Origin of the sequence: Streptomyces sp. NPDC014733 (assembly GCF_043083385.1) — a bacterium.
Taxonomy (GTDB): Bacteria; Actinomycetota; Actinomycetes; order Streptomycetales; family Streptomycetaceae; genus Streptomyces.
Genome location: NZ_JBIBYO010000009.1, coordinates 50,265 through 70,193, shown reverse-complemented (window position 1 = coordinate 70,193; position 19,929 = coordinate 50,265). Strand labels below are relative to the sequence as shown.

Genomic DNA, 19,929 nt, shown 5'->3' with positions numbered 1-19,929 from the left:
CCCCGTCCGGCCGGACTCGGCCGGATTGCCCGGGGCCGGGACGACGCCCCGCACGGAGTGCGGCCGTCAGGCGTCCTCGGCCAGCTCCAGCCAGCGCATCTCCAACTCCTCGCGGCGGCCGGTCAGTTCACGCAGTTCGGCGTCGAGACCGGCGACCTTCTCGAAGTCGGTGGCGTGCTCGGCGATCTTCTCGTGGAGCTTCTTCTCCTGGTCACCGATCTTGTCCAACTGGCGTTCGATCCGCTGGAGTTCCTTCTGCGCCGCGCGGTTGACCGCGGCCGGCTTCTTCGGGGCCTCGGCCTGCGCGGGCGCCGGGGCCGCCGCCTCGGCCTGCTCCTGGCGCCGCTCGATGTACTCGTCGAGACCGCGCGGCAGCATCCGCAGCCGGAAGTCGCCCAGCAGCGCGAAGACCCGGTCGGTGGTGCGCTCGACGAAGTACCGGTCGTGGCTGATGACGATCATCGAGCCGGGCCAGCCGTCGAGCAGGTCCTCCAGCTGCGTCAGCGTCTCGATGTCCAGGTCGTTGGTGGGCTCGTCGAGGAAGAGGACGTTGGGCTCGTCCATCAGCAGCCGCAGGATCTGGAGCCGGCGCCGCTCACCGCCGGAGAGGTCACCGACCGGCGTCCACTGCTTCTCCTTGGTGAAGCCGAACTTCTCGCACAGCTGCCCCGCGGTCATCTCCCGGCCCTTGCCGAGATCGACGCGCTCGCGGACCGCCTGCACCGCCTCCAGCACCCGCCACGCCGGGTTCAGCTCGGCGACCTCCTGCGAGAGGTACGCCAGCTTCACGGTCTTGCCGACGACGACCTTGCCGCCGACCGGCTGCACCTCGCCCTGCGTCCGCGCCGCCTCGGCGAGCGCCCGCAGCAGCGACGTCTTGCCCGCGCCGTTGACACCGACCAGACCGATCCGGTCGCCGGGCCCCAGCTGCCAGGTCAGATGCTTGAGCAGCACCTTCGGCCCGGCCTGGACGGTCACGTCCTCCAGGTCGAAGACGGTCTTGCCCAGCCGGGAGCTGGCGAACTTCATCAGCTCGGCGCTGTCCCGCGGCGGCGGCACGTCCGCGATCAGCTCGTTGGCCGCCTCGATCCGGAACCGCGGCTTGCTGGTCCGCGCCGGGGCGCCGCGGCGCAGCCAGGCCAGCTCCTTGCGCATCAGGTTCTGCCGCTTGGCCTCCTCCGACGCCGCGATGCGCTCCCGCTCCGCGCGCGCGAAGACGTAGTCGCTGTAGCCGCCCTCGTACTCGTGGACGTCGCCGCGCTGCACGTCCCACATGCGGGTGCAGACCTGGTCGAGGAACCAGCGGTCGTGGGTGACGCAGACGAGGGCGGAGCGGCGGGCGCGCAGATGGCGGGCGAGCCAGGAGATGCCTTCGACGTCGAGGTGGTTGGTGGGCTCGTCGAGGACGATGAGGTCCTGCTCGGCGATGAGCAGCTTCGCCAGCGCGATCCGGCGGCGCTCACCACCGGAGAGCGGGCCGATGACGGTGTCCAGGCCCTGCCCGAAGCCCGGCAGGTCCAGGCCGCCGAAGAGGCCGGTCAGCACATCGCGGATCTTGGCGTTGCCCGCCCACTCGTGGTCCGCGAGATCACCGATGACCTCGTGGCGGATGGTTGCCGCCGGGTCCAGCGAATCGTGCTGGGTGAGCACGCCGAGCCGCAGGTCACCGGCGTGGGTGACGCGGCCGTCGTCGGCGCCCTCCAGCTTGGCGAGGATCCGGATCAGGGTGGTCTTACCGTCACCGTTACGCCCGACGACGCCGATCCGGTCCCCCTCGTTGACGCCGAGCGAGACACCGTCGAGCAGGGCACGCGTCCCGTAGACCTTGCCGACGGCTTCCAGATTGACGAGGTTGCTGGCCATTGCTCTCCCTGCTGACGGCCCGCGCGGCTCCGGTACGGCGCACGCTCCCTGGGCTCTTCCAGGATCCCATGACGGGCGCGGACCCCGAGGCGCTGCCCCGGGGCCCGGGAGGGCACGGGGTGCGGGCCCCCTCAGCCGCGCCCGCCACCACCCGACGACCACGCGTTGAGCGCCCGCACGGCCTCCTCCAGCTCCCGCCGCCTGGCCCGCTGCTTCGCCAGGCGCTGCCGCTCCTGCGCGGCGAGTACGTACGGCCGGACGAGGCCGGTGCCCTCGTCTCCCAGCACCAGCAGGGGGAGCAGGCCGGGCGGCACCCGGGGGACGCGTACGAGGCGTCGCCCCGGCGCAACCGTCGGTGGCCGGGCCGTTGCGGCGAAAGCGTGGGTGCTACGCGTCGCACGGTGACCGCCCCGCCCGGGGAGCAACCAGCCCAGCAACGCTACGAAGATCGCGCAGACAAGTCCGGTCACGCCGCTCACCGGGTGGCCGCCTTGCGCAGCACCTCGGTGAGCTGGTGGGCGGTGGCCGCGTTGCAGTTGCCGAGCGCGACGAGCGGGACGCCGTAGCTGCCCGCGAAGCTCGGCAGATCGACACCGAGCGACGGCAGCGTGATGCCGTGGCCTTTGAGCGCGGTACGCAGCGAGGCGACGAGGTCGTGTACGTCGTCGGGGGCGGGGTGGTGGGTGGGCATGCGGCTGCACCTTTCTGTGCGTGGAGTCGGGCACGCTGAAGTGAGCCCTTGGGGATCCCAACGGGCATGCAGCGAACGGCACTTGGGAGGACCCGCGTGCTGCGCTGCACTCCCTGGAAGGTAGGCGCATATATGCGCCGTAGCAAGCTTGCCGGGCGGCATTAACCAGGTTGAGTGGACCGTCCTCACCGGCACGCGCAAGACTGTGCGCAAAAAGGGGAAGGTGACATGCCACCGAGGGACAACCCAACGGCCCGCCAGGCTCGACTCGGCGGCGAGCTACGGAAGTTGCGCGAGCGCGCAGGCAAGACCGCCCGAGAGGCGGCGGGGATGGTGTCGACCGACCAGGCCAAGATCAGCCACATAGAAGCAGGACGCATCGGAGTCAGCGAGGACCGCATCCGTCGACTCGCCGTCTTCTACGCCTGCGATGACGAAGCCCTCGTGGAGGCGCTGTGCGCCATCGCGCGCGAGCATCGCGGACAGTACTGGTGGGACGATTACCGCGGCGTGCTCGCGCCCGCGTTCCTTGATGTCGCCGAGCATGAGCACCATGCCACAGAGCTGCGATACCTACAGCCCACCACGTTCCCCGGCACCCTCCAGACCAAGGACCACGCGCACACCCTTTTTGCTGGCGCGATTCCGCAGCTCCCCCACGATGAGTTGGGGGCCCGGGTCGAGCACCGCATGAAGCGGCGGTACGTCCTGGAGCGAGACGCCCCTCCGAAATTCCAGGCCATCATTCATGAAGCGGCACTGCGCATGCGCGTAGGCGGACGCAAGATCGCGCGCGGGCAGCTCGAACACCTCTTGTCCATGTCCAGGCGCCCTGGCTTGAGCATCCGGGTCATCCCCTTCACGAGCGAGGAATTCATCGATGTGACGCAAACGGTGATGTACGCGAGCGGTGTCGTCCCACAGCTCGATACCGTCCACATCGACACCCCGTTCGGCGGCCGATTTCTGGACGCGACCGCTGACCTCGTCCGCTACCGCACACTGTTCGACCGCGCCGAGCGGGCAGCACTCACGGCCAAAGAGTCGCAGAGCTTCATCCATCAGATCACAAAGGAACTGTGAGAGTCCGAGCATGAACAGTGAAATCAAGTGGCAGAAGTCAAGCTTCTCCGGGAGCGGAGCACAGTGCCTCGAAACCGCCATAGTCGACGGTGAAATCCTCCTGCGCGAAAGCGACGACCCCACCGTCATCATCAAAACCACTCAGGAAAAACTCGCCGCCTTCCTCCTCGGCGTGAAGAACGGCGAGTTCGACCACTTCGTCGGCTAGCCACAAGGCCGCTCGGTGGGCGTGGGTCAGCCGGCGGCGGTGAGCGTGCGGGCCGGGCCGGAGATCTGCTGCCAGTCCTGGGTGGCGGGGTCACGGCGCCAGATCCCGCTGCGGTCCGCCGCCAGGCGGTACAAGGCGGTACCGCGCAGCGCGAAGTCCGCACCTGCGGCGCTGACGGGGTACCACTGGTCGGGAGTTCCGGAGTACTGCCACAGGATGCCGTCCTGGGGATTGGACGCGTAGAGGCCCTGGCGTCCGGCGTAGAGCCGCGTCGCGGCGCCACCGGCTCGGCTCCAGGAAAAGGCGTGCCCGCTCCACCGTCTGACCTGGGTCTTGTCGAGATCCAGGCCGTAGAGCGAGTCGCCGGTGACGGCGAAGTCCGCGCCTGCCGTGCCGATGACATCCCACCGACCGGGAGTGCCGCTGTAGAGGGAGATGCGGCCGCCTTCCGGATCGGTGGCGAACAGCCCCGCGCCTCCTCCGTACAGCTGTTGGGCCGGGCCCTTGATCTTCTTCCAGGTGCGGGTGGCGGCGTTCCATTCATGGACCGCGCTGTGGCCCTTCGCCAGTCGGTAGAGGCGGGTGGTGCTGATGGCGAAGTCGGCGGCGGGCTCGCTGACCGTCACCCAGTGGCCGGGGCGGCCGGTGTATCCGCGCAGGACGTCATCGTGCAGGCCAACGGCGAACACCCCCGCCGGGCCGGCGTAGAGCTTCTTCGCCGAGACCCCGATCCGCTGCCACGTGGTGCCGCGGCCGCTCCACTGCCATACGTCGCCGTCCGCGGTCGTCTTGTAGGTGCCCGTGCCGGACGGCGCGGCAACCGGACCGGACAGCGGTGGATCGGGGGCGACTTCGGGTACCGGGCCGGTGGAGGCGACGGGCCATCCGGAGGCCGCGGGCGCCGGGGGCCCGGTATCAGGACTGTGTCCGGGGCCCAGGAGCAGGACGAGCGTGGCGGCGAGTCCTGCGACGAGGACGGCCCCGGCCGTGATGGCCAGGCGCCTCCTGCCCGTTGCCTGCGACGGTGTGTCACCGGCCGGGGACGGGACCGGGGACGTGTCGCCGGCCAGGGCGTCGGCGTCCTGGCCGTCCTGGGGGTGTAACTCGGCCTGCCACAGCCGGTCGAGTACGGTGAGCCACTTCTCGACGTCCTCCGCTCGCATCCCGCGGATGCGAAGCACCGTCGCGATGTGCTGCCTGTTGCGGTCGGAGCGGGGAATGTCCGGCTTGTTGATCACATGGTGGGCGCTGCTCGACGACAGCGTGCTGCCCGTCCTTGCGGCCTGTCGCGCCAGTTCTCCGTAGGAGACCGAGCCGCGGACCTGGCTCAGGAGTTCCTGGAACGCGGGGAAGTCCTTCGCGGTGTCCGGATCGGGAAATCCGCCGGTCGCCGGGGTGGCACTGTGTCTGTCCGCGGGCTCTCCCATGTCCACCCCCTGGGCCGGCGCCCGGTCGGCGCACAGCGACCCCAGACGCTTGATGACGTGACCGCTTCAACCCTGGAATGACTCTACCGGCCGCTGAACGCTCGGCGCCGATAAGCGCGCTGACCGGCTGAGACATCGTCAGAACGTTCCTGAACGTTCCGGGACGCGTTCAGTGCGCCCGGCCGGAGCACGGTGTTGCTGTGCCGCTCAGCTCAGGGCGGAAAAGGGAGGTACGTTCAGAATGACGCTGGTGATCCTTCGGGGAGCGCATCGCGCAGGAACATCGGACAGCCGGGCTCGCAGCATCGGACGGCACCGGAGCATGGCCAGGAGGGCGGGTGTGGTGCTCGCCGGCACGCTGACCGTCGGTCTGCTCGCGACGTTTTCCGTCCAGCACCACCGAGCGACCGCCGTCTTCCGGGTGAGGGGCACCGGATTCTCCGGACAGTGACCCGATAAGGGGTGTGGCCCTCGTCCTGCGGGCCGACCCGCAGTAGCGGCGCGAGCGCCTGCTGAACATCAGCCGCTGCATCGCCTCTCCCTCTCAAGGAGGGCTCGGAAGGTGCGCGGGGGCCGACCGGTGAGGCGCTGGACGGTGTCGGTGATGCGGTCCTCCGCACCTTCGGCGATGGCACGGTCCATGTCGGCCAGCAGTGCGGCGAACTCCACCGGCACCTGCGCCGTGAGGCGATCGCGCATCTGCTCGTAGGACAGACGGCGGTGGGCCACGGGCCGACCGGTGACCTCGGTGATGATCGCGGCGATGTCGTCGTGGCCGAGTGACTCGGGTCCGGTGAGGAGGAGATCGGTGTTGGGGGCCTGCTCGTCGGTCAGCGCGCAGACGGCGACGGCCGCGATGTCCTCGGCGTCGACGAAGCCGACCCGGCCGCTTTCCGTGGCGGTCCAGATGATGCCCTCGTCATGGATGCTGCGCGCGTGCGCGTGCGTGCCGGTGAAGTTCTGCATGAACCACGAGGGCCGCAGTACCGCCCACTGTTCGAAGAGATCGGGCAGGGCTTGGTGCACGGTTCCCACCGCCGGGCCGCCCTCGGGGATGGCCGAGGAGCTCAGCAGCACCGCGCGGTGCACGCCGGCGGAGCGGGCCTGGTGGAGGAACGGCAGCATGGTCGCCGCGGGGTCAAAGTCGCCCAGGGGCGGTATGAGGTAGACGCGGTCGACGCCGTCGAGGGCGGCCGCGTGGGTGGCGGGGCGGTACCAGTCGAAGGGGACCGGCTCGGCGCCGGCGACCGGGGTGGCCCGGCGGCTGGCGGCTTTGACGCGGTGGCCCGCGGCCGTCAGCCGTGCGGCGGTGCGGCTCCCGGTGGTGCCGGTGGCGCCGATGACCAGTGTGGTGCCGGTGGTGGTCATCGGCTGCTCCCGGTGAAGTCGGCGCCGGGCTCCTGGACGGCAAGGGGGTTCCAGTAGTCACGGTAGGAGGCGAAGCGTCCGTCTCGAACGGTCACGACGGCGATGTAGGTCATGTCGAAGGGCGCGTCGCTCTCCACCAGGCGGCCGACGCCGCGCATCTCGACCACGATGGTTTGCGGGTCGGTGGTCTGGTGGATCCGCAGATCGGGGAAGTCGTGCAGGTCGATGTGGTCGGGGTAGCGGCGCATGTAGGCGGCGACGGCCTCCTTGCCCTCCAGACGCCGGGGCCAGCCGGCGGGGGCGAAGGGAAACTCCATGAGGCCGTCCTCGGCCCACAGGGCGACCCACGCAGGGATGTCCTTGTCGAGCAGCAGTCGCAGGCTGTGGCGGTACAGATCCGCTGGGGAGGTCGGTGCGGACATGGGTATCCTCCAAATCACAGAATCCGGACCCTGGGTCCGCTTCAACGATATGGACCACGGGTCCGTTTTACAAATGGAAGGAGCGGCATGCCCGAACGCCAGTCGTCCCGGAAGGACGCCATCCGCAACCGGGAGGCCGTGCTCGCGGCCGCCGACGCCCTCTTCACCCGCCGCGAGAGTCCCGAGGACGTCACCATGGCCGACGTCGCGGCTGCGGCCGGCGTCGGCAAGGGCACGCTCTTCCGGGCCTTCGGCGATCGCGCCGGGCTGCTCCGGGCGCTGTACGAGGCACGGCTCGAACCGATCAGGCAGGCCGTCGAGACCGGACCACCGCCCCTGGGGCCCGCGACCCCACCGCGGGATCGCGTACCCGCTCTGCTCGATGCCGTCCTGTGCTTCAAACTCGACAACCGGCGCCTCGCGCTGGCCCTGGAGGAAGGCGGGAGCGGCAGCCCGTACCGGGCGGAGCACTACGAGCGGTGGCACCGCCTGCTCCGAGCCGTACTGGAGCAGATCCCCGGCCTGACCGACAGCGGCTTCACCGCCCACGCCCTGCTTGCCGCCACACGGGCCGACCTCGTCGAGCACCTGGCCGGAGAAGAGCGCATTCCGCGGGAGAGAATGCGGCGGCAGCTGGCGAACTTCGTCACCGGCGTCCTGGCCTCCTGACCACTGCACGGGGTGACCGCCGAGGAGTGATCGACGCAGCCTCCCTCCCTGCGCCACCGCGCGCCCGGTGTGGGTGGCGTGCCGGTAGGCCCGGGCCTGCGGCCCGGCCGGGCTCAGTCGATCGTCTTGATCACCCGGGCGGGCACTCCCGCGACCACGCTGCCGACGGGAACGTCACGAGTGACCACCGCACCGGCAGCGACCACCGCACCGGCACCGATGGTCACCCCCTGCGTGATCACGGCAGCCGTCCCGATCCAGACGTCGTCCTCGATGACGATCGGGGCGAAGGAAAGGTACTCGCGGCGCTCGGCCAGGGGCAGAGGATGGCCTCCGGTGATGAGGCTGACCTTCGGGGCGATCATGACGCCGTTGCCGATACGGATGCTTCCTCTGTCCATGAAGGTGCATCCCTGGTTGACGAAGACGTTCTCCCCGAATGTCGTGTTCAGCCCGTGCTCGGTGAAGAACGGCGGGTAGATCACCACCGACTCCGGCAGCGGGCCACCGAACACAACGGAAAGTAGTTCCGCGCGGCCTTCGCTGTCGCTGAACGGAAGCACGTTCAGCCGGGACGTCGCATCGGTCACCTCCACGATCCGCTCCGCATGACGCGCGAACTCAGGCGTCCGGACATACATGACCTGCTCTGTGCGGGTAGACATGCGCCGATCCCACCACCGCGCAGAACACTCGATCAAACAACCCCGCACCACACGAGACACAACCCATGGTTGTGGACGTAGGGTGAAGCGTGGATGTGGAAGCGCTGCGGACGTTCGTGACCGTCGCCGGGACCGGCCAGTTTCAGGCTGCGGCCGACGAGTTGGGGATCAGCCAGCAAGCGGTCTCCAAGCGGATCGCGGCCCTGGAGAGGCACATCGAGGTCACGCTCCTGGTGCGGACCTCCCGAGGCTCCCGGCTGAGCCTGGACGGGCAGGTCTTCCTGCCGCACGCCAAGAAGGTCCTGGCGGCCATCGAGCGCGCCGAGCAGGCCGTGCGCCCCGGCAGCCGGCCCCTGCGCATCGATGTCCTCAATCGGCGCATCGCTCCTGCCCAGGCCGTCTACCGGTTCTACCGCTCCCGCCCCGGGACGGACCTGGACGCGGTCACGCTGAGCACCGAGAACGCCGCCCAGGCCGCCCAGGCGGTGGTCGAAGGGACCGTCGACGCGTCCTTCCGCGCCCTGCCGGCGGACCGGGTCCCGGCCGGGATCAGCGCCGAACGACTCCTGGACGCGCCCCTGGAACTTCTGGTCGGACCCGGCCACCCCTTGGCGAAGGCACCCTGGGTCAGACCTGCGGACCTGGTCGGCCACCGCATCTGGATCCCCGGGATCAGGGCGGGCACGGAGTGGGCGGCGTTCTACCAGGCGCTGTCCGAGGCCTTCGGCCTGAGCATCGATGCACTCGGCCCCCACTTCGGTGACGAGGCCCTGATGGACGCGCTGGCCGACTCGGCCTCGCTGGCCACCCTCGTCGGCAGCGGGGATCGGTACCTGTGGCCCCGGACCCACGACCTACGGCGCATCCCGTTGCACGACCCGACCCCGGTCTACCCGCACATGCTGCTGTTCCGCAGCGGAGACCAGCACCCCGTACTGACCGCGCTACGCGACCATCTGCGCACCACAGGCCCGCAAACCCCGCACGACGTGTGGGCGCCGGACTGGGTGGACCGCTGACCAGCCGACCGCGTGAACGGACACGCCCTAGAGACCCTGGAGCACCGTCGCCCCCGGCGCCGGAGCGACGGCGATCCGTACGGAACGGCACGTCCCCGACGCCGTCAGCGCCTCCGCGACCTTCTCCGCGCCTTCCGGGTCGGCGGCCAGGAACGCCGTCGTCGGGCCGGAGCCGGAGACCAGCGTGGCCAGCGCGCCCGCGGCGGCGCCCGCGTCGAGGGTCGCGGCCAGCGACGGGCGCAGGGAGAGCGCCGCGGGCTGGAGGTCGTTGACCAGCTCGCCCGCCAGGGCTGATGCGTCGCCCGCCGCGAGCGCCGCGAGGAGGGCGGGCGAGGCGGCCGGTTCCGGGACGTCGGTTCCGGCCGTCAGGCGGTCGAACTCGCCGTAGACGGCGGGGGTGGACAGGCCGCCGTCGGCGACCGCGAAGACCCAGTGGAAGACGCCGCCGACCGGCAGCGGGGTCAGGACCTCGCCGCGGCCGGTGCCCAGGGCCGCGCCGCCGACCAGGCTGAACGGTACGTCGCTGCCCAACTCGGCGCAGATCTCCAGGAGTTCGTCCCGGGAGGCGTCGGTGCCCCACAGGGCGTCGCAGGCCAGCAGGGCGCCCGCGGCGTCGGCGCTGCCGCCCGCCATGCCGCCCGCGACGGGGATGTCCTTCTTCAGGTGGAGGTGGGCATCCGGGGTGCGGCCGTGGCGCGCCGCGAGGAGGGTGGCGGCGCGGGCGGCGAGGTTGGTGGCGTCGAGCGGGATGCGGTCCGCGCCCTCGCCCTCGGCGGTGATCCGCAGCCCGTCGGCGGGGGCGGCGGTGACCTCGTCGTACAGGCCGACGGCGAGGAAGACGTTGGCCAGGTCGTGGAAGCCGTCCGGGCGGGCGGCGCCGACCGCCAGCTGGACGTTGACCTTCGCCGGGACCCGTACCGTCACCGCCGCGCTCACCGCGTACCTCCCTGCTCCCGCTGCTCCTGCTGTTCCTGCTGTTCCTGCCGGGTCATCGTGCCTTCCGGCCCGCGGCGCGGCCCGTGCTCCGCGATGCGGGCGAACTCCTCGACGGTCAGCGCCTCGCCGCGGGCCTTCGGGGAGATCCCGGCGGCGACCAGCGCCTCCTCGGCGGCGGGGGCCGAACCGGCCCAGCCCGCCAGCGCCGCCCGCAGCGTCTTGCGGCGCTGCGCGAACGCGGCGTCGACGACGGCGAAGACCTCGTCGCGGCTGGCGGTGGTCTCCGGCGGCTGCCGCCGGACCAGCGACACCAGACCGGAGTCGACGTTCGGCGCGGGCCAGAAGACGTTCCGGCCGATCGCCCCGGCGCGCTTGACCTCGGCGTACCAGTTGGCCTTGACCGACGGCACGCCGTAGACCTTGTTGCCCGGGCGGGCCGCGAGCCGGTCGGCGACCTCGGACTGCACCATCACCAAGGTGCGCTCCAGCGTCGGGAACGTCGCCAGCATGTGCAGCAGCACCGGCACCGCGACGTTGTACGGCAGATTGGCGACGAGCGCGGTGGGCGCGTTGCCGGGCAGCTCGGTGACGTGCATCGCGTCGCTGTGGACCAGCGCGAAGCGGTCGGCACGCTGCGGCAGCCGCGCCGCGACGGTCGCCGGGAGCGCCGCGGCCAGCACATCGTCGATCTCCACGGCGGTGACCGCGTCGGCCGCCTCCAGCAGCGCCAGGGTCAGCGAGCCGAGGCCCGGACCGACCTCGACGACGGTGTCGTCGGGCCGCACGTCCGCGGTCCGCACGATGCGGCGGACGGTGTTGGCGTCGATGACGAAGTTCTGGCCGCGCTGCTTGGTGGGGCGTACGCCCAGCGCGGCGGCCAGCTCGCGGATGTCGGCGGGGCCCAGCAGGGGGCCGGACTCGTCGCCGGTGGTGCTCTCACTCATGCCGAAGCCTCGCCGCGCGCCGCCGTGACCGTCCACGGGGCGCGCCTTTCCGTTGTTCGCTCGCTGCGCTGGTTCACCGGTGCAGCTTACGGGCCGGAGGGGGACCGTTCCGCCCACACGGGGCCCGGCCCCCGCCCGCGCGGTCAGTAGCCGAAGGCGCGTGCCGTGTTCGCCGCGACGGCGGTGGCCAGCGCGTCCTCGGTGACGCCCTTGACCTCGGCCATCGCCCGCAGCGTGACGGGGATGAGATACGGCGCGTTGGGGCGGCCGCGGAACGGCGCGGGGGTGAGGAACGGCGCGTCGGTCTCGACGAGCAGCAGCTCGGCGGGGGCCACCGCGAGCGCGTCGCGCAGCGGCTTGGCGTTCTTGAAGGTGACGTTGCCGGCGAAGGAGAGGAAGTACCCGGCCGCCGCGCACTCCTCGGCCATCGCGGCGTCGCCGGAGTAGCAGTGGAAGACGGTGCGCTCGGGGGCGCCCTCCTCGCGCAGGATCCGCAGCACGTCGGCGTGGGCCTCCCGGTCGTGGATGACCAGCGCCTTCCCGCGCCGCTTGGCGATCTCGATGTGCGCGCGGAACGAACGCTCCTGGGCGGCCATGCCCTCGGCGCCGGTACGGAAGTAGTCGAGCCCGGTCTCGCCGACGCCGCGGACGTGCGGGAGGGCGGCCAGCTCGTCGATGGCGGCCAGCGCCTCGTCGAGCGCCGCATCGCCGCCGGGTTCACGGGCTCCTTGCCGCGACCAGCCGTCGGGGTCGCCGAGGACGATCCGCGGCGCCTCGTTCGGATGCAGCGCGACGGCCGCGTGCACCGCCTCGTACGCCTCGGCGGTCTCGGCCGCCCACCGCGATCCGGCGACGTCGCAGCCGACCTGCACGACCGTGGTGACGCCGACGGACGCCGCCTTGGCGAGGGCGTCCTCGACGGTGCCCTGCTGCATGTCGAGGTGGGTGTGCGAGTCCGCGACCGGCACCCGCAGCGGCTCGGGCAGCGGCGGCGGGGCGTCCTTCGCGTCCTTCGCCGTCCTGGGCGATCCGCCGCTCGTGGCGGCGGTGGGCGGGGCGGTCCGGGAGCCGGTGTCGTGCGGGGCCATGGCCGCGATCCTACGAGGACGGCGGCCACGGCCTCACCTCGCGGTCCCCGGGCGCCGGGCCCGGGCGCCGCGGCTCAGCGGCGGTGGTGCTGGAAGGGGTGGAGCAGATCGGACAGGTGCCAGTGGTGCTGGCGGGGTGCGACGGAGCTGCCGCTCTCCGGGCCGGCGCCGGGCCGCTTCGCCGGGGAGGCGCCGCGCTGGTGCAGGCTCTCGATCGCGTGGGACACCTTCGAGACCTCGCCCGCGCGCATGATCCGCACCACGGTGGAGCCGCAGCTGAGGCAGCCCGGACTGGTCAGCGGGGACGGCACCCGCTCGCCGTCCGCGTAGTAGACGGCGTGCGTGACGCCCTTGACGTCCACCTGGTGGCGTATCTCGTACGCCTGCTCCCAGCCGTGGCCGCAATGCATGCAGGCGAAGGCGTACGCCTCGTGAACAGGGGCATCGGTGGTGGGGTGGGTGTCGGGGTAGGTGGTGCGGATGTCCGCGATCTCACTCATGTGCCGCTCCTCTTGTCCGCAGGACAAGGTCTCCGGGGAACCGTGCGTCCCGGTCTCCAGTGGACTCCTGTCCCGGGCGAGGAGCGGCGGATGTTCTTACCTGTTGGCCCAGATTTGGCCGGCTCCAGGCCAAAGCGCCGGTCGTCCGGATGCTCCCTTTACCGTTCGAGACCGGCCGTTTACCTTCCGGCAGCGGCTTTCGGACACCGGACGCGGCCGGACCCGCGGTCAGGCCCCGGCGCCCTTCCCGCCGGTCTTCCCCGCGGTCTTCTCGGCGTTCTCGGCCTTCTCGGCGTTCTTCGCCGCCACCACCGCGTCGAACACCTCCCGCTTCGGCAGCCCCGCAGCGGCGGCGACCGCGGCGATGGCCTCCTTACGGCGCTCCCCGGCCTCCTCCCGGACCCGCACCCGGCGCACCAGCTCCGCGGGGCCCAGCTCCTGCGGACCGGCCTCCGGCGCGCCCTCGACCACGACGGTGATCTCGCCGCGCACGCCCTCGGCCGCCCACGCCGCCAGCTCACCGAGCCCGCCGCGCTTGACCTCCTCGTACGTCTTGGTCAGCTCCCGGCAGACCGCGGCGCGGCGGTCGGTGCCGAAGACCTCGGCCATCGCGGCGAGGGTGTCGTCGAGCCGGTGCGGCGCCTCGAAGTAGACGAGGGTGCGGCGCTCGTCCGCGACCTCCCGCAGCCTGGTGAGGCGCTCGCCCTGCTTGCGGGGGAGGAAGCCCTCGAAGCAGAACCGGTCGACGGGCAGCCCGGAGACGGCGAGCGCGGTCAGGACGGCGCTCGGTCCGGGGACGGCGGTGACCTTCACATCCCGCTCGACGGCGGCGGCGACCAGGCGGTAGCCGGGGTCGGAGACGGACGGCATCCCGGCGTCGGTGACCAGCAGCACCCGGGCACCGCCGGCCAACGCCTCGGCCAGCTCCGGCGTCCGGGCCGCTTCGTTGCCCTCGAAGTACGACACGATCCGGCCACCGGGCGTCACGCCGAGGCCCTGGGTGAGGCGGCGCAGCCGGCGGGTGTCCTCGGCGGCGATCACATCGGCGGCGGCCAGCTCGGCGGCGAGGCGCGGCGGGGCGTCCTCGATGTCGCCGATGGGCGTCCCTGCAAGTACCAGCGTTCCAGTCACGCCCCCATCCTCCCAGCCGCCGGGCGCCCCCTTCGTCACCCGCCCTGCGGCGTACCCGTCCGTCCACGGATCGCTTCCCTACGATGGGCCGGGTGACCAGTGACACCGCGACCGACGCCGTAGCCCGCAGCGCCGACCAGCCGGACCGGCGGCCGCCCGCGTGGCAGCACAGGCTGCGCCGCTTCGGCTACGCGGACGGCCCCCGGCCCGATGTCCGCGCGCGGCTGGTGCCTCCCTTCCCGCAGGCCGGCACCCGGCTGTGGGAGCTGTGCGGCGCGAACCCGGTGCTCGCGGCGCGGCTGGCCCGCGCCTCGGGGTGGCTCGGGCCGCTGCTGGTGACGCTGATCGCCGGGGTGCTGCGGTTCTGGAACCTCGGCAGCCCGGACAAGGTGATATTCGACGAGACGTACTACCCGAAGGACGCCTGGTCGCTCCTCCAGTTCGGCTACGAGGGCACCTGGGACAAGAACGCCAACGACGCGCTCATCGGCCATCCCGCGCGGATCCTGCTGAACTCCGACCCGTCGTACGTGGTCCATCCCCCGATGGGGAAGTGGCTGATCGCCGTCGGTGAGTGGGCCTTCGGGATGAACCCGTTCGGCTGGCGGTTCATGGTGGCGCTGCTCGGCACGCTGTCGGTGCTGCTGGTCTGCCGGATCGGGCGGCGGCTGCTGCGCTCGACGGCGCTGGGCTGCCTGGCCGGCGCGCTGCTCGCCGTCGACGGGCTGCACTTCGTGATGAGCCGGACCGCGCTGCTGGACCTCATCGTGATGTTCTGGGTGGTCGCCGCGTTCGGCGCGCTGCTGCTGGACCGGGACCGTACGCGGGCCAGGCTGGCGGCGGCGCTGCCCGTCGACGCGGAGGGGCGGGCCCATCCGGACGGCGCGGTCGGCGACCGGCTGCGGCTGGGCTGGCGGCCCTGGCGGCTCACCGCCGGGATCTGCCTGGGTCTGGCGTCGGCGACGAAGTGGAACGGCCTGTACTTCCTCGCCGCGTTCGCGCTGATGTCGGTGCTCTGGGACATCGGGGCGCGCCGTATCGCCGGGGCGCGGCGCCCGCTGCGGTCGGTGCTGCGGCGCGATGTGGTGCCCGCGTTCGGTGCGACGGTCGTGGTGGCGGTGGCGACGTATCTGGCGTCGTGGTCGGGGTGGTTCGCCACCAAGGGCGGCTACTACCGCGAGTGGGCGACGACCCCCGACGGCCGGACCGGTGCCTGGACCTGGCTGCCGGACTGGCTGCGCAGCCTGTGGCACTACCAGACCGAGGTCTACGCCTTCCACACCGGCCTGACCACCCCGCACACGTACCAGTCGAACCCGTGGAGCTGGCTGGTCCTGGGCCGTCCGGTCTCGTACTTCTACGAGGACCCGAAGGCCGGACACGACGGCTGCACCGCGGCGGAGGGCTGCGCCCGCGAGGTGCTGGCGATCGGCACCCCGCTGCTGTGGTGGGCCGCGTGCTTCGCGCTCCTGTACGTCCTCTACCGCTGGGTGTTCCGGCGCGACTGGCGCGCGGGCGCCATCGCCTGCGGGGTGGCCGCCGGGTATCTGCCGTGGTTCCTCTACCAGGAGAGGACGATCTTCCTCTTCTACGCCGTGGTGTTCGTGCCCTTCCTCTGCCTGGCGCTGGCCATGATGATCGGCGCGATCATCGGCCCGCCGGGCTCCTCGGAGCGCCGCCGCACCCTCGGCGCGGTCGGCGCGGGCGTCCTCGTCCTGCTCATCGTGTGGAACTTCATCTACTTCTATCCGCTCTACACGGGCCTGCCGATCCCGAAGTCGGAGTGGCACCGGCGGATGTGGTTCGACGCGTGGGTGTGAGGCGGGCCGGCCGCCGGGGGCAGCGTCCGGGGCCGGGCGGCCCCGGGCCCGCCCGGAGGGGCGCGCATCTTAGTGACCGGCACTGACAACCGTTCACCCCTCCGTGGGAGGAAACCACCCCCACGGAGTTCGTGATTCCCGTCACACCAGGGCGCGAAAAACTCTCCGGCCTGGGCTTATGCCGAGGCCATGTGAGCAGTTCCTCGTCATCGTCCGCCGTTTCCCACTCGCCAAACAGTCATGCGAAGCGGCAAGATGGGGCGGCGTCAGGCGCAGCGAGTGGCCGAAGTCACGCAGCGACTTCCGAGTCGGCGCTGTCCGCCCGACCCCCCTACGCGCGAACGCACGAGGGCCCCACCCCCGTGAGCCGGCCAAGCTGTTCGGAGTGAGGCCCTCCACCTACCGCGCACGGTGATCTCGGCCTCACGCGGGGCCGGGATCACCGCTTCTACAAGTGGGACCAGATCTCGCGCGCGATGCGAAACACCGCGTACAGCGGACCCAGCCATCCGGCCCCGGATTTGATCCGGCGCCACCTTGCGCGGCAGCCCTTCCGTCCGTTCCTCTTGGGCATCGGGGCGACCTTCCTCTCCGGACCCAGCGGTCGTGGGCCCTATAGGCGGCCACGAACACCTTCCGACCCAGGAGGCGGGTTGGTAGCTCAGTAGAGTAGCGCGCCGCACAGACGTGCCACTCCGCGCCGCGGAACGTCGACGACCGGCCAACTGGCACCGGGTGCCGGGGTGCTGACACCCCGTCGCACCGCACCTCTCTTGTCACACCGCTCTGACCTGGTGGCCTTGCAATCGAAGGCCGGTGACATCCGGTGTCGCCCAAAGGCTCAAGCGAACCTCAATCCGTGGCCGGAGAGACCCATGTCACACCTTTCTGACCAGGTAGTTCCCTCGGCGTACATATGCCGATCAGGGCTGAGCGTCCGCTTTGCGATCGAAGGCGCAAGGGCGCTCATTCCGTCCGCCCGTCCCACGCCCGGGGCCGCGCCCCCGGCCACCGCCCACCGGAGAACTGCGAAATGAAGGTCAACTCTGGCTACCCCTGGGGCAGTCGGCCTTCCCTTTCCTCCCCGGCGCCGGACAGCAGCGCCGTCAGTACCTGCGCCGCGTGGGTCCACAGCAGCGCCCCGCCCGCGTCCGGGACGAGATGGCGGCGGGCGCCGGGGATGCGGGCGGCCAGGCGGGCGCCGTGGTCCGGGGAGTGGGTGGTGTCCTCGGTGCCGTACCAGATGGCGCAGGGGACGGTGACGGCGGCGAGGTCGAGGGGCCAGCGGGACATGGCGAGGACGGTGTCGCGGGCGTAACCGGCCGCCGCGCCCTGGGCGAAGCCCTCGTCGAGGGCGCGGCGGTAGGCGGCGGCGAAGGCCGGGGACTCGTAGACGGCGCGGTCGCGGGCGGGGCTCGTGGTGAGGACCATCTCGTGCATCGCGGCGGCGGTGAAGGCGGCGAAGAACTCCTCGGCGGCGGCCGGGTCGCGGGCGGTCAGGGCGACCAGCTCCCGCACGCCGGCGTCCACGCCGTCCGCGGTGGCGACCTCGTCCGCGGCGGAGACCAGGGCCAGGGATCCGGCGACGCCCGCGACGGCGCACGCCAGGGCGAACGGCGCGCCCTGCGAGTTGCCGACGACCGCCGGGCGGCCCAGATCCCGGGCCGCGCACAGGGCGCGGAGGTCGGCGGCGAAGCCGGTGAGGGTGCGGCCGGGCGCCGGGGTGGAGGCGCCGAGGCCGGGGCGGTCGACGGAGACGAGGCGGACGCCGAACCCGTCGACGACGTCCGCGCCGAACCCGAGCCACCGGCTGGTGGCCGCCCCCGGACACAGCACCACGGGCCGCCCGTCCGCCGGCCCCCACTCCGCCCAGCCGAGCAGCCGCCCATCGGGCAGCCGGGCCGTACCGGTGCGGGCGGGATCTCCTACGGGCGCGCGGCGCGCGGGCGGTGCGGTCATGGCGTCCATCCTCGGCGGGGGCGGGAGGGGGCGCATCCGGTTTTGCGGGGCAGCGGACCCGGCCGCCGGTGCGCACCCGGCGGGGGTTCCGCCGTGCCCCGTGCGCCCTTGCGGGCGGTCGGAGTGCTCCTTTACAACAGGAAAAGCGGAGCGCACCGGACCGTTCATCCGACCGTGCCCTGATCGAGACGGACCGGCACTCTCCGGGTTTCCGCCGTCCCATAGAGTGCGCACCAGGCCCCGGTCGAGCGGGGTGAGGCACTGGGGAGGGGAACGGTCGCATGCGCCGTGAGGTGAAGTACGGGCTGATCGGCGGATCCGCGGCGCTGGTCGCCGGGGTGGTCGGCGGGTTCGCGCTGTTCGGCGGCGGTGCGGACGACTCGTCCGCGTCGGGGGTGACGGCCACCGACGCCAAGAACGGCGGCGCCGGGCCGAAGGCCGGACCGGCGTCCGCGCAGGAGATCGCCACCACGTCCCGGGACTTCCTGACCGCCTGGCAGTCCGCCGACGCCACGAAGGCGGCGGGGCTGACCGACGACCCGGCGTCCGCGAAGGCAGCGCTCGCCTCCTTCGCCAAGGAGACCCACTTCAGCCACCTCACCGTCAAGCCCGGCGCCCCCAACGGCGACAAGGTGCCCTACACCGTCACCGCGCAGATCTCCTACCGGGGCCACCAGGCGCCGTACTCCTACACCTCCGCGCTGCACGTCCGGCGCGACGGCGCCACCGGGGAGCCCCGGGTCAACTGGAACCTCGCCGTGCTCCACCCCTCCCTCACCAAGGGCGACACGCTGCGCACCGGCCCCTCCGGCACCGCGCCGATCAACGCAGTGGACCGCAACGGCAAGCCGCTGACCGCCGACGACCACCCGGAGCTGGCGGGGGTGCTGGGGAGCCTTCAGGAGAAGTTCGGCGGCAAGGCGGGCGGCACCCCCGGGATAGAGCTGGCCGTCCACCACGCCGCGGACGGCAAGAAGGCCAAGCCCGACACCACGCTGAAGGTCCTCTCCAAGGGCACCCCCGGCACGCTGAAGACCACCCTGGACCTCACGCTCCAGGAGATCGCGCAGAAGCAGGTCGACGCCCGGAAGAACGCCTCCGCCGTCGCCCTCAAGCCCAGCACCGGCGAGATCCTCGCGCTCGCGCACTCCCCCGCGAAGGGCTTCAACGTCGCCACCGGCGGCTCCCTCGCCCCCGGCTCCACGATGAAGATCGTCACCGCCGCGCTGCTCATGGACAAGGGCCTGACCTCGCCGGAGAAGCAGCACCCGTGCCCGAAGTACATGAAGGTCGCCGGCTGGAAGTTCCACAACGACCAGATGAGCGAGATCCCGCACGGCACCTTCGCGCAGAGCTTCGCCGCCTCCTGCAACAACGCCTTCATCGGTGAGGCGAAGAACCTCAACAACGACGATCTGACGGTGGAGGCGCGGGACGTCTTCGGCATCGGCCTCAACTGGCAGACCGGCATCCCGACCTTCGACGGCATCGTGCCGGTGCAGGACGGCGCGCAGATGGGCGCGTCCCTGATCGGTCAGGGCGGGGTGCGGATGAACCCGCTGAACGTCGCCTCGCTCGCCGCGACCGCGCAGTCCGGCGTCTTCCGCCAGCCCTACCTCGTCTCCCCCGACGTCGACCACCGGAAGCTGGCGACCGCGGCGCGCAAGATGAAGCCGGACACCGCCGCCGGGCTGAAGTCGCTGATGCGCACCACCGCGGTGGCCGGTACGGCGGTCAAGCCGATGGCCGGGCTGAGCGGCGACATCGGCGCGAAGACCGGTTCGGCCGAGGTCGACAACCAGAAGAAGCCGAACGCCTGGTTCACCGCCTACCGCAACGACATGGCCGCCGCGGCGCTCGTCCCGGCCAGCGGCCACGGCGGCGACAACGCGGGCCCGGTGGTCCGCGCCCTGCTCTCCGCGGGCTGACCCCGCCGCGTACCGGATCCGCCCCGTCCCGCCCCTCCGGCGGGGCGGGGCGGCTGCGTTGCACCCGGAAAGTGCACGGGCGGTGGCCGGGGGAAGGCCGTCCGGCGCAAACCTCGTGAGCAGCCGGTGAGAAACTGCTCACCTTTCCATCGCGTGGCCCGTACACCCTTCGCTAGCGTGCGGGACATGAGCGTCTTCCCGCCCAACC

Annotated in this window: 20 protein-coding genes; 7 read left to right on the top strand and 13 right to left on the bottom strand. The window is 71.8% G+C overall.

Translation table 11 applies throughout. The annotated features are described in order from the left end of the window. Nucleotides 1-66: 66 nt before the first annotated feature. From ACF1BH_RS20875 to ACF1BH_RS20865, 3 genes are all read right to left on the bottom strand, one after another. Complete coding sequence (locus ACF1BH_RS20875) at nucleotides 67-1,863, bottom strand: ABC-F family ATP-binding cassette domain-containing protein (RefSeq protein ID WP_391644201.1); 1,797 nt, start codon at nucleotides 1,861-1,863, stop codon at nucleotides 67-69. A 131-nt stretch (nucleotides 1,864-1,994) separates the two neighbouring features. Continuing rightward, nucleotides 1,995-2,177: a hypothetical protein gene (locus ACF1BH_RS20870; protein WP_391644199.1), complete on the bottom strand. Its 183-nt coding sequence runs from the start codon at nucleotides 2,175-2,177 to the stop codon at nucleotides 1,995-1,997. A gap of 161 nt (nucleotides 2,178-2,338) precedes the next feature. Continuing rightward, nucleotides 2,339-2,554: a hypothetical protein gene (locus ACF1BH_RS20865; protein WP_391644197.1), complete on the bottom strand. Its 216-nt coding sequence runs from the start codon at nucleotides 2,552-2,554 to the stop codon at nucleotides 2,339-2,341. Nucleotides 2,555-2,782: 228 nt separating this feature from the next. Between ACF1BH_RS20865 and ACF1BH_RS20860 the strand changes: the two genes are divergently transcribed. Together ACF1BH_RS20860 and ACF1BH_RS20855 are read left to right on the top strand one after the other, a co-directional pair. Then, nucleotides 2,783-3,637, top strand: coding sequence for a helix-turn-helix domain-containing protein (locus ACF1BH_RS20860; RefSeq protein WP_391644195.1), 855 nt, complete (start codon nucleotides 2,783-2,785; stop codon nucleotides 3,635-3,637). Nucleotides 3,638-3,647: 10 nt separating this feature from the next. Further along, on the top strand, nucleotides 3,648-3,845 hold the full coding sequence (locus ACF1BH_RS20855; RefSeq protein ID WP_391644193.1) for a DUF397 domain-containing protein: 198 nt from the start codon (nucleotides 3,648-3,650) through the stop codon (nucleotides 3,843-3,845). A gap of 26 nt (nucleotides 3,846-3,871) precedes the next feature. On the opposite strand, the gene ACF1BH_RS20850 is transcribed toward ACF1BH_RS20855, so the two are convergent. Then, complete coding sequence (locus ACF1BH_RS20850) at nucleotides 3,872-5,272, bottom strand: hypothetical protein (protein ID WP_391644191.1); 1,401 nt, start codon at nucleotides 5,270-5,272, stop codon at nucleotides 3,872-3,874. Between the two features lie 241 nt (nucleotides 5,273-5,513). Between ACF1BH_RS20850 and ACF1BH_RS20845 the strand changes: the two genes are divergently transcribed. Then, on the top strand, nucleotides 5,514-5,723 hold the full coding sequence (locus tag ACF1BH_RS20845; protein ID WP_391644189.1) for a hypothetical protein: 210 nt from the start codon (nucleotides 5,514-5,516) through the stop codon (nucleotides 5,721-5,723). A gap of 68 nt (nucleotides 5,724-5,791) precedes the next feature. Here the strand turns inward: ACF1BH_RS20845 and ACF1BH_RS20840 are convergent, their stop codons facing one another. After that, nucleotides 5,792-6,640, bottom strand: coding sequence for an NAD(P)H-binding protein (locus ACF1BH_RS20840; RefSeq protein WP_391644187.1), 849 nt, complete (start codon nucleotides 6,638-6,640; stop codon nucleotides 5,792-5,794). Continuing rightward, nucleotides 6,637-7,062, bottom strand: a complete 426-nt coding sequence (locus ACF1BH_RS20835) for a nuclear transport factor 2 family protein (protein WP_391644185.1) — start codon at nucleotides 7,060-7,062, stop codon at nucleotides 6,637-6,639. Before ACF1BH_RS20835 ends, ACF1BH_RS20840 begins: the two co-directional genes overlap by 4 nt. 87 nt (nucleotides 7,063-7,149) lie before the next feature. Between ACF1BH_RS20835 and ACF1BH_RS20830 the strand changes: the two genes are divergently transcribed. After that, a complete protein-coding gene (locus ACF1BH_RS20830; RefSeq protein WP_391644183.1) occupies nucleotides 7,150-7,731 on the top strand; it encodes a TetR/AcrR family transcriptional regulator in 582 nt (193 codons plus the stop codon). Nucleotides 7,732-7,844: 113 nt separating this feature from the next. On the opposite strand, the gene ACF1BH_RS20825 is transcribed toward ACF1BH_RS20830, so the two are convergent. Continuing rightward, nucleotides 7,845-8,372 carry a DapH/DapD/GlmU-related protein gene (locus ACF1BH_RS20825; RefSeq protein WP_391644563.1) on the bottom strand — a complete coding sequence of 176 codons (528 nt, stop codon included), beginning with the start codon at nucleotides 8,370-8,372 and terminating at the stop codon, nucleotides 7,845-7,847. A 113-nt stretch (nucleotides 8,373-8,485) separates the two neighbouring features. Between ACF1BH_RS20825 and ACF1BH_RS20820 the strand changes: the two genes are divergently transcribed. Next, the gene (locus ACF1BH_RS20820; protein WP_391644181.1) at nucleotides 8,486-9,415 is read left to right on the top strand and encodes a LysR family transcriptional regulator; all 930 of its coding nucleotides are present in this window, start codon (nucleotides 8,486-8,488) and stop codon (nucleotides 9,413-9,415) included. 27 nt (nucleotides 9,416-9,442) lie between these two features. Here ACF1BH_RS20820 and ACF1BH_RS20815 read toward each other — a convergent pair whose 3' ends face one another. From ACF1BH_RS20815 to rsmI, 5 genes are all read right to left on the bottom strand, one after another. Next, nucleotides 9,443-10,351 (bottom strand): 4-(cytidine 5'-diphospho)-2-C-methyl-D-erythritol kinase, encoded by a 909-nt coding sequence (locus tag ACF1BH_RS20815; RefSeq protein WP_391644179.1) that lies wholly within the window; start codon nucleotides 10,349-10,351, stop codon nucleotides 9,443-9,445. Next, entirely contained in the window at nucleotides 10,348-11,295 is a 948-nt protein-coding gene (rsmA, locus tag ACF1BH_RS20810) for a 16S rRNA (adenine(1518)-N(6)/adenine(1519)-N(6))-dimethyltransferase RsmA (RefSeq protein WP_391644177.1), read from the bottom strand. The genes ACF1BH_RS20815 and rsmA overlap by 4 nt, the downstream gene beginning before the upstream one ends. A gap of 143 nt (nucleotides 11,296-11,438) precedes the next feature. Then, nucleotides 11,439-12,383 (bottom strand): TatD family hydrolase, encoded by a 945-nt coding sequence (locus tag ACF1BH_RS20805; protein WP_391644175.1) that lies wholly within the window; start codon nucleotides 12,381-12,383, stop codon nucleotides 11,439-11,441. A gap of 74 nt (nucleotides 12,384-12,457) precedes the next feature. Next, nucleotides 12,458-12,883, bottom strand: a complete 426-nt coding sequence (locus ACF1BH_RS20800; RefSeq protein ID WP_391644173.1) for a hypothetical protein — start codon at nucleotides 12,881-12,883, stop codon at nucleotides 12,458-12,460. A 228-nt stretch (nucleotides 12,884-13,111) separates the two neighbouring features. Continuing rightward, nucleotides 13,112-14,014, bottom strand: a complete 903-nt coding sequence (rsmI, locus tag ACF1BH_RS20795; protein ID WP_391644171.1) for a 16S rRNA (cytidine(1402)-2'-O)-methyltransferase — start codon at nucleotides 14,012-14,014, stop codon at nucleotides 13,112-13,114. 83 nt (nucleotides 14,015-14,097) lie between these two features. On the opposite strand from rsmI, the gene ACF1BH_RS20790 reads away from it, so the two are divergent. Continuing rightward, entirely contained in the window at nucleotides 14,098-15,834 is a 1,737-nt protein-coding gene (locus ACF1BH_RS20790) for a dolichyl-phosphate-mannose--protein mannosyltransferase (RefSeq protein WP_391644169.1), read from the top strand. A gap of 1,050 nt (nucleotides 15,835-16,884) precedes the next feature. Here ACF1BH_RS20790 and ACF1BH_RS20785 read toward each other — a convergent pair. Continuing rightward, a complete protein-coding gene (locus ACF1BH_RS20785; protein WP_391644167.1) occupies nucleotides 16,885-17,793 on the bottom strand; it encodes an alpha/beta fold hydrolase in 909 nt (302 codons plus the stop codon). Between the two features lie 281 nt (nucleotides 17,794-18,074). Between ACF1BH_RS20785 and ACF1BH_RS20780 the strand changes: the two genes are divergently transcribed. After that, nucleotides 18,075-19,721 carry a penicillin-binding transpeptidase domain-containing protein gene (locus ACF1BH_RS20780; RefSeq protein WP_391644165.1) on the top strand — a complete coding sequence of 549 codons (1,647 nt, stop codon included), beginning with the start codon at nucleotides 18,075-18,077 and terminating at the stop codon, nucleotides 19,719-19,721. Nucleotides 19,722-19,929: the final 208 nt, after the last annotated feature.

Excerpts from the sequence above, each read along its gene's own strand:
- ACF1BH_RS20875 (WP_391644201.1), bottom strand. The coding sequence starts at position 1,863 with ATGGCCAGCAACCTCGTCAATCTGGAAGCCGTCGGCAAGGTCTACGGG.
- ACF1BH_RS20865 (WP_391644197.1), bottom strand. The coding sequence starts at position 2,554 with ATGCCCACCCACCACCCCGCCCCCGACGACGTACACGACCTCGTCGCC.
- ACF1BH_RS20860 (WP_391644195.1), top strand. The coding sequence starts at position 2,783 with ATGCCACCGAGGGACAACCCAACGGCCCGCCAGGCTCGACTCGGCGGC.
- ACF1BH_RS20855 (WP_391644193.1), top strand. The coding sequence starts at position 3,648 with ATGAACAGTGAAATCAAGTGGCAGAAGTCAAGCTTCTCCGGGAGCGGA.
- ACF1BH_RS20850 (WP_391644191.1), bottom strand. The coding sequence starts at position 5,272 with ATGGGAGAGCCCGCGGACAGACACAGTGCCACCCCGGCGACCGGCGGA.
- ACF1BH_RS20845 (WP_391644189.1), top strand. The coding sequence starts at position 5,514 with ATGACGCTGGTGATCCTTCGGGGAGCGCATCGCGCAGGAACATCGGAC.
- ACF1BH_RS20840 (WP_391644187.1), bottom strand. The coding sequence starts at position 6,640 with ATGACCACCACCGGCACCACACTGGTCATCGGCGCCACCGGCACCACC.
- ACF1BH_RS20835 (WP_391644185.1), bottom strand. The coding sequence starts at position 7,062 with ATGTCCGCACCGACCTCCCCAGCGGATCTGTACCGCCACAGCCTGCGA.
- ACF1BH_RS20830 (WP_391644183.1), top strand. The coding sequence starts at position 7,150 with ATGCCCGAACGCCAGTCGTCCCGGAAGGACGCCATCCGCAACCGGGAG.
- ACF1BH_RS20825 (WP_391644563.1), bottom strand. The coding sequence starts at position 8,372 with ATGTATGTCCGGACGCCTGAGTTCGCGCGTCATGCGGAGCGGATCGTG.
- rsmA (WP_391644177.1), bottom strand. The coding sequence starts at position 11,295 with ATGAGTGAGAGCACCACCGGCGACGAGTCCGGCCCCCTGCTGGGCCCC.
- ACF1BH_RS20805 (WP_391644175.1), bottom strand. The coding sequence starts at position 12,383 with ATGGCCCCGCACGACACCGGCTCCCGGACCGCCCCGCCCACCGCCGCC.
- ACF1BH_RS20800 (WP_391644173.1), bottom strand. The coding sequence starts at position 12,883 with ATGAGTGAGATCGCGGACATCCGCACCACCTACCCCGACACCCACCCC.
- ACF1BH_RS20790 (WP_391644169.1), top strand. The coding sequence starts at position 14,098 with ATGGGCCGGGTGACCAGTGACACCGCGACCGACGCCGTAGCCCGCAGC.
- ACF1BH_RS20785 (WP_391644167.1), bottom strand. The coding sequence starts at position 17,793 with ATGACCGCACCGCCCGCGCGCCGCGCGCCCGTAGGAGATCCCGCCCGC.
- ACF1BH_RS20780 (WP_391644165.1), top strand. The coding sequence starts at position 18,075 with ATGCGCCGTGAGGTGAAGTACGGGCTGATCGGCGGATCCGCGGCGCTG.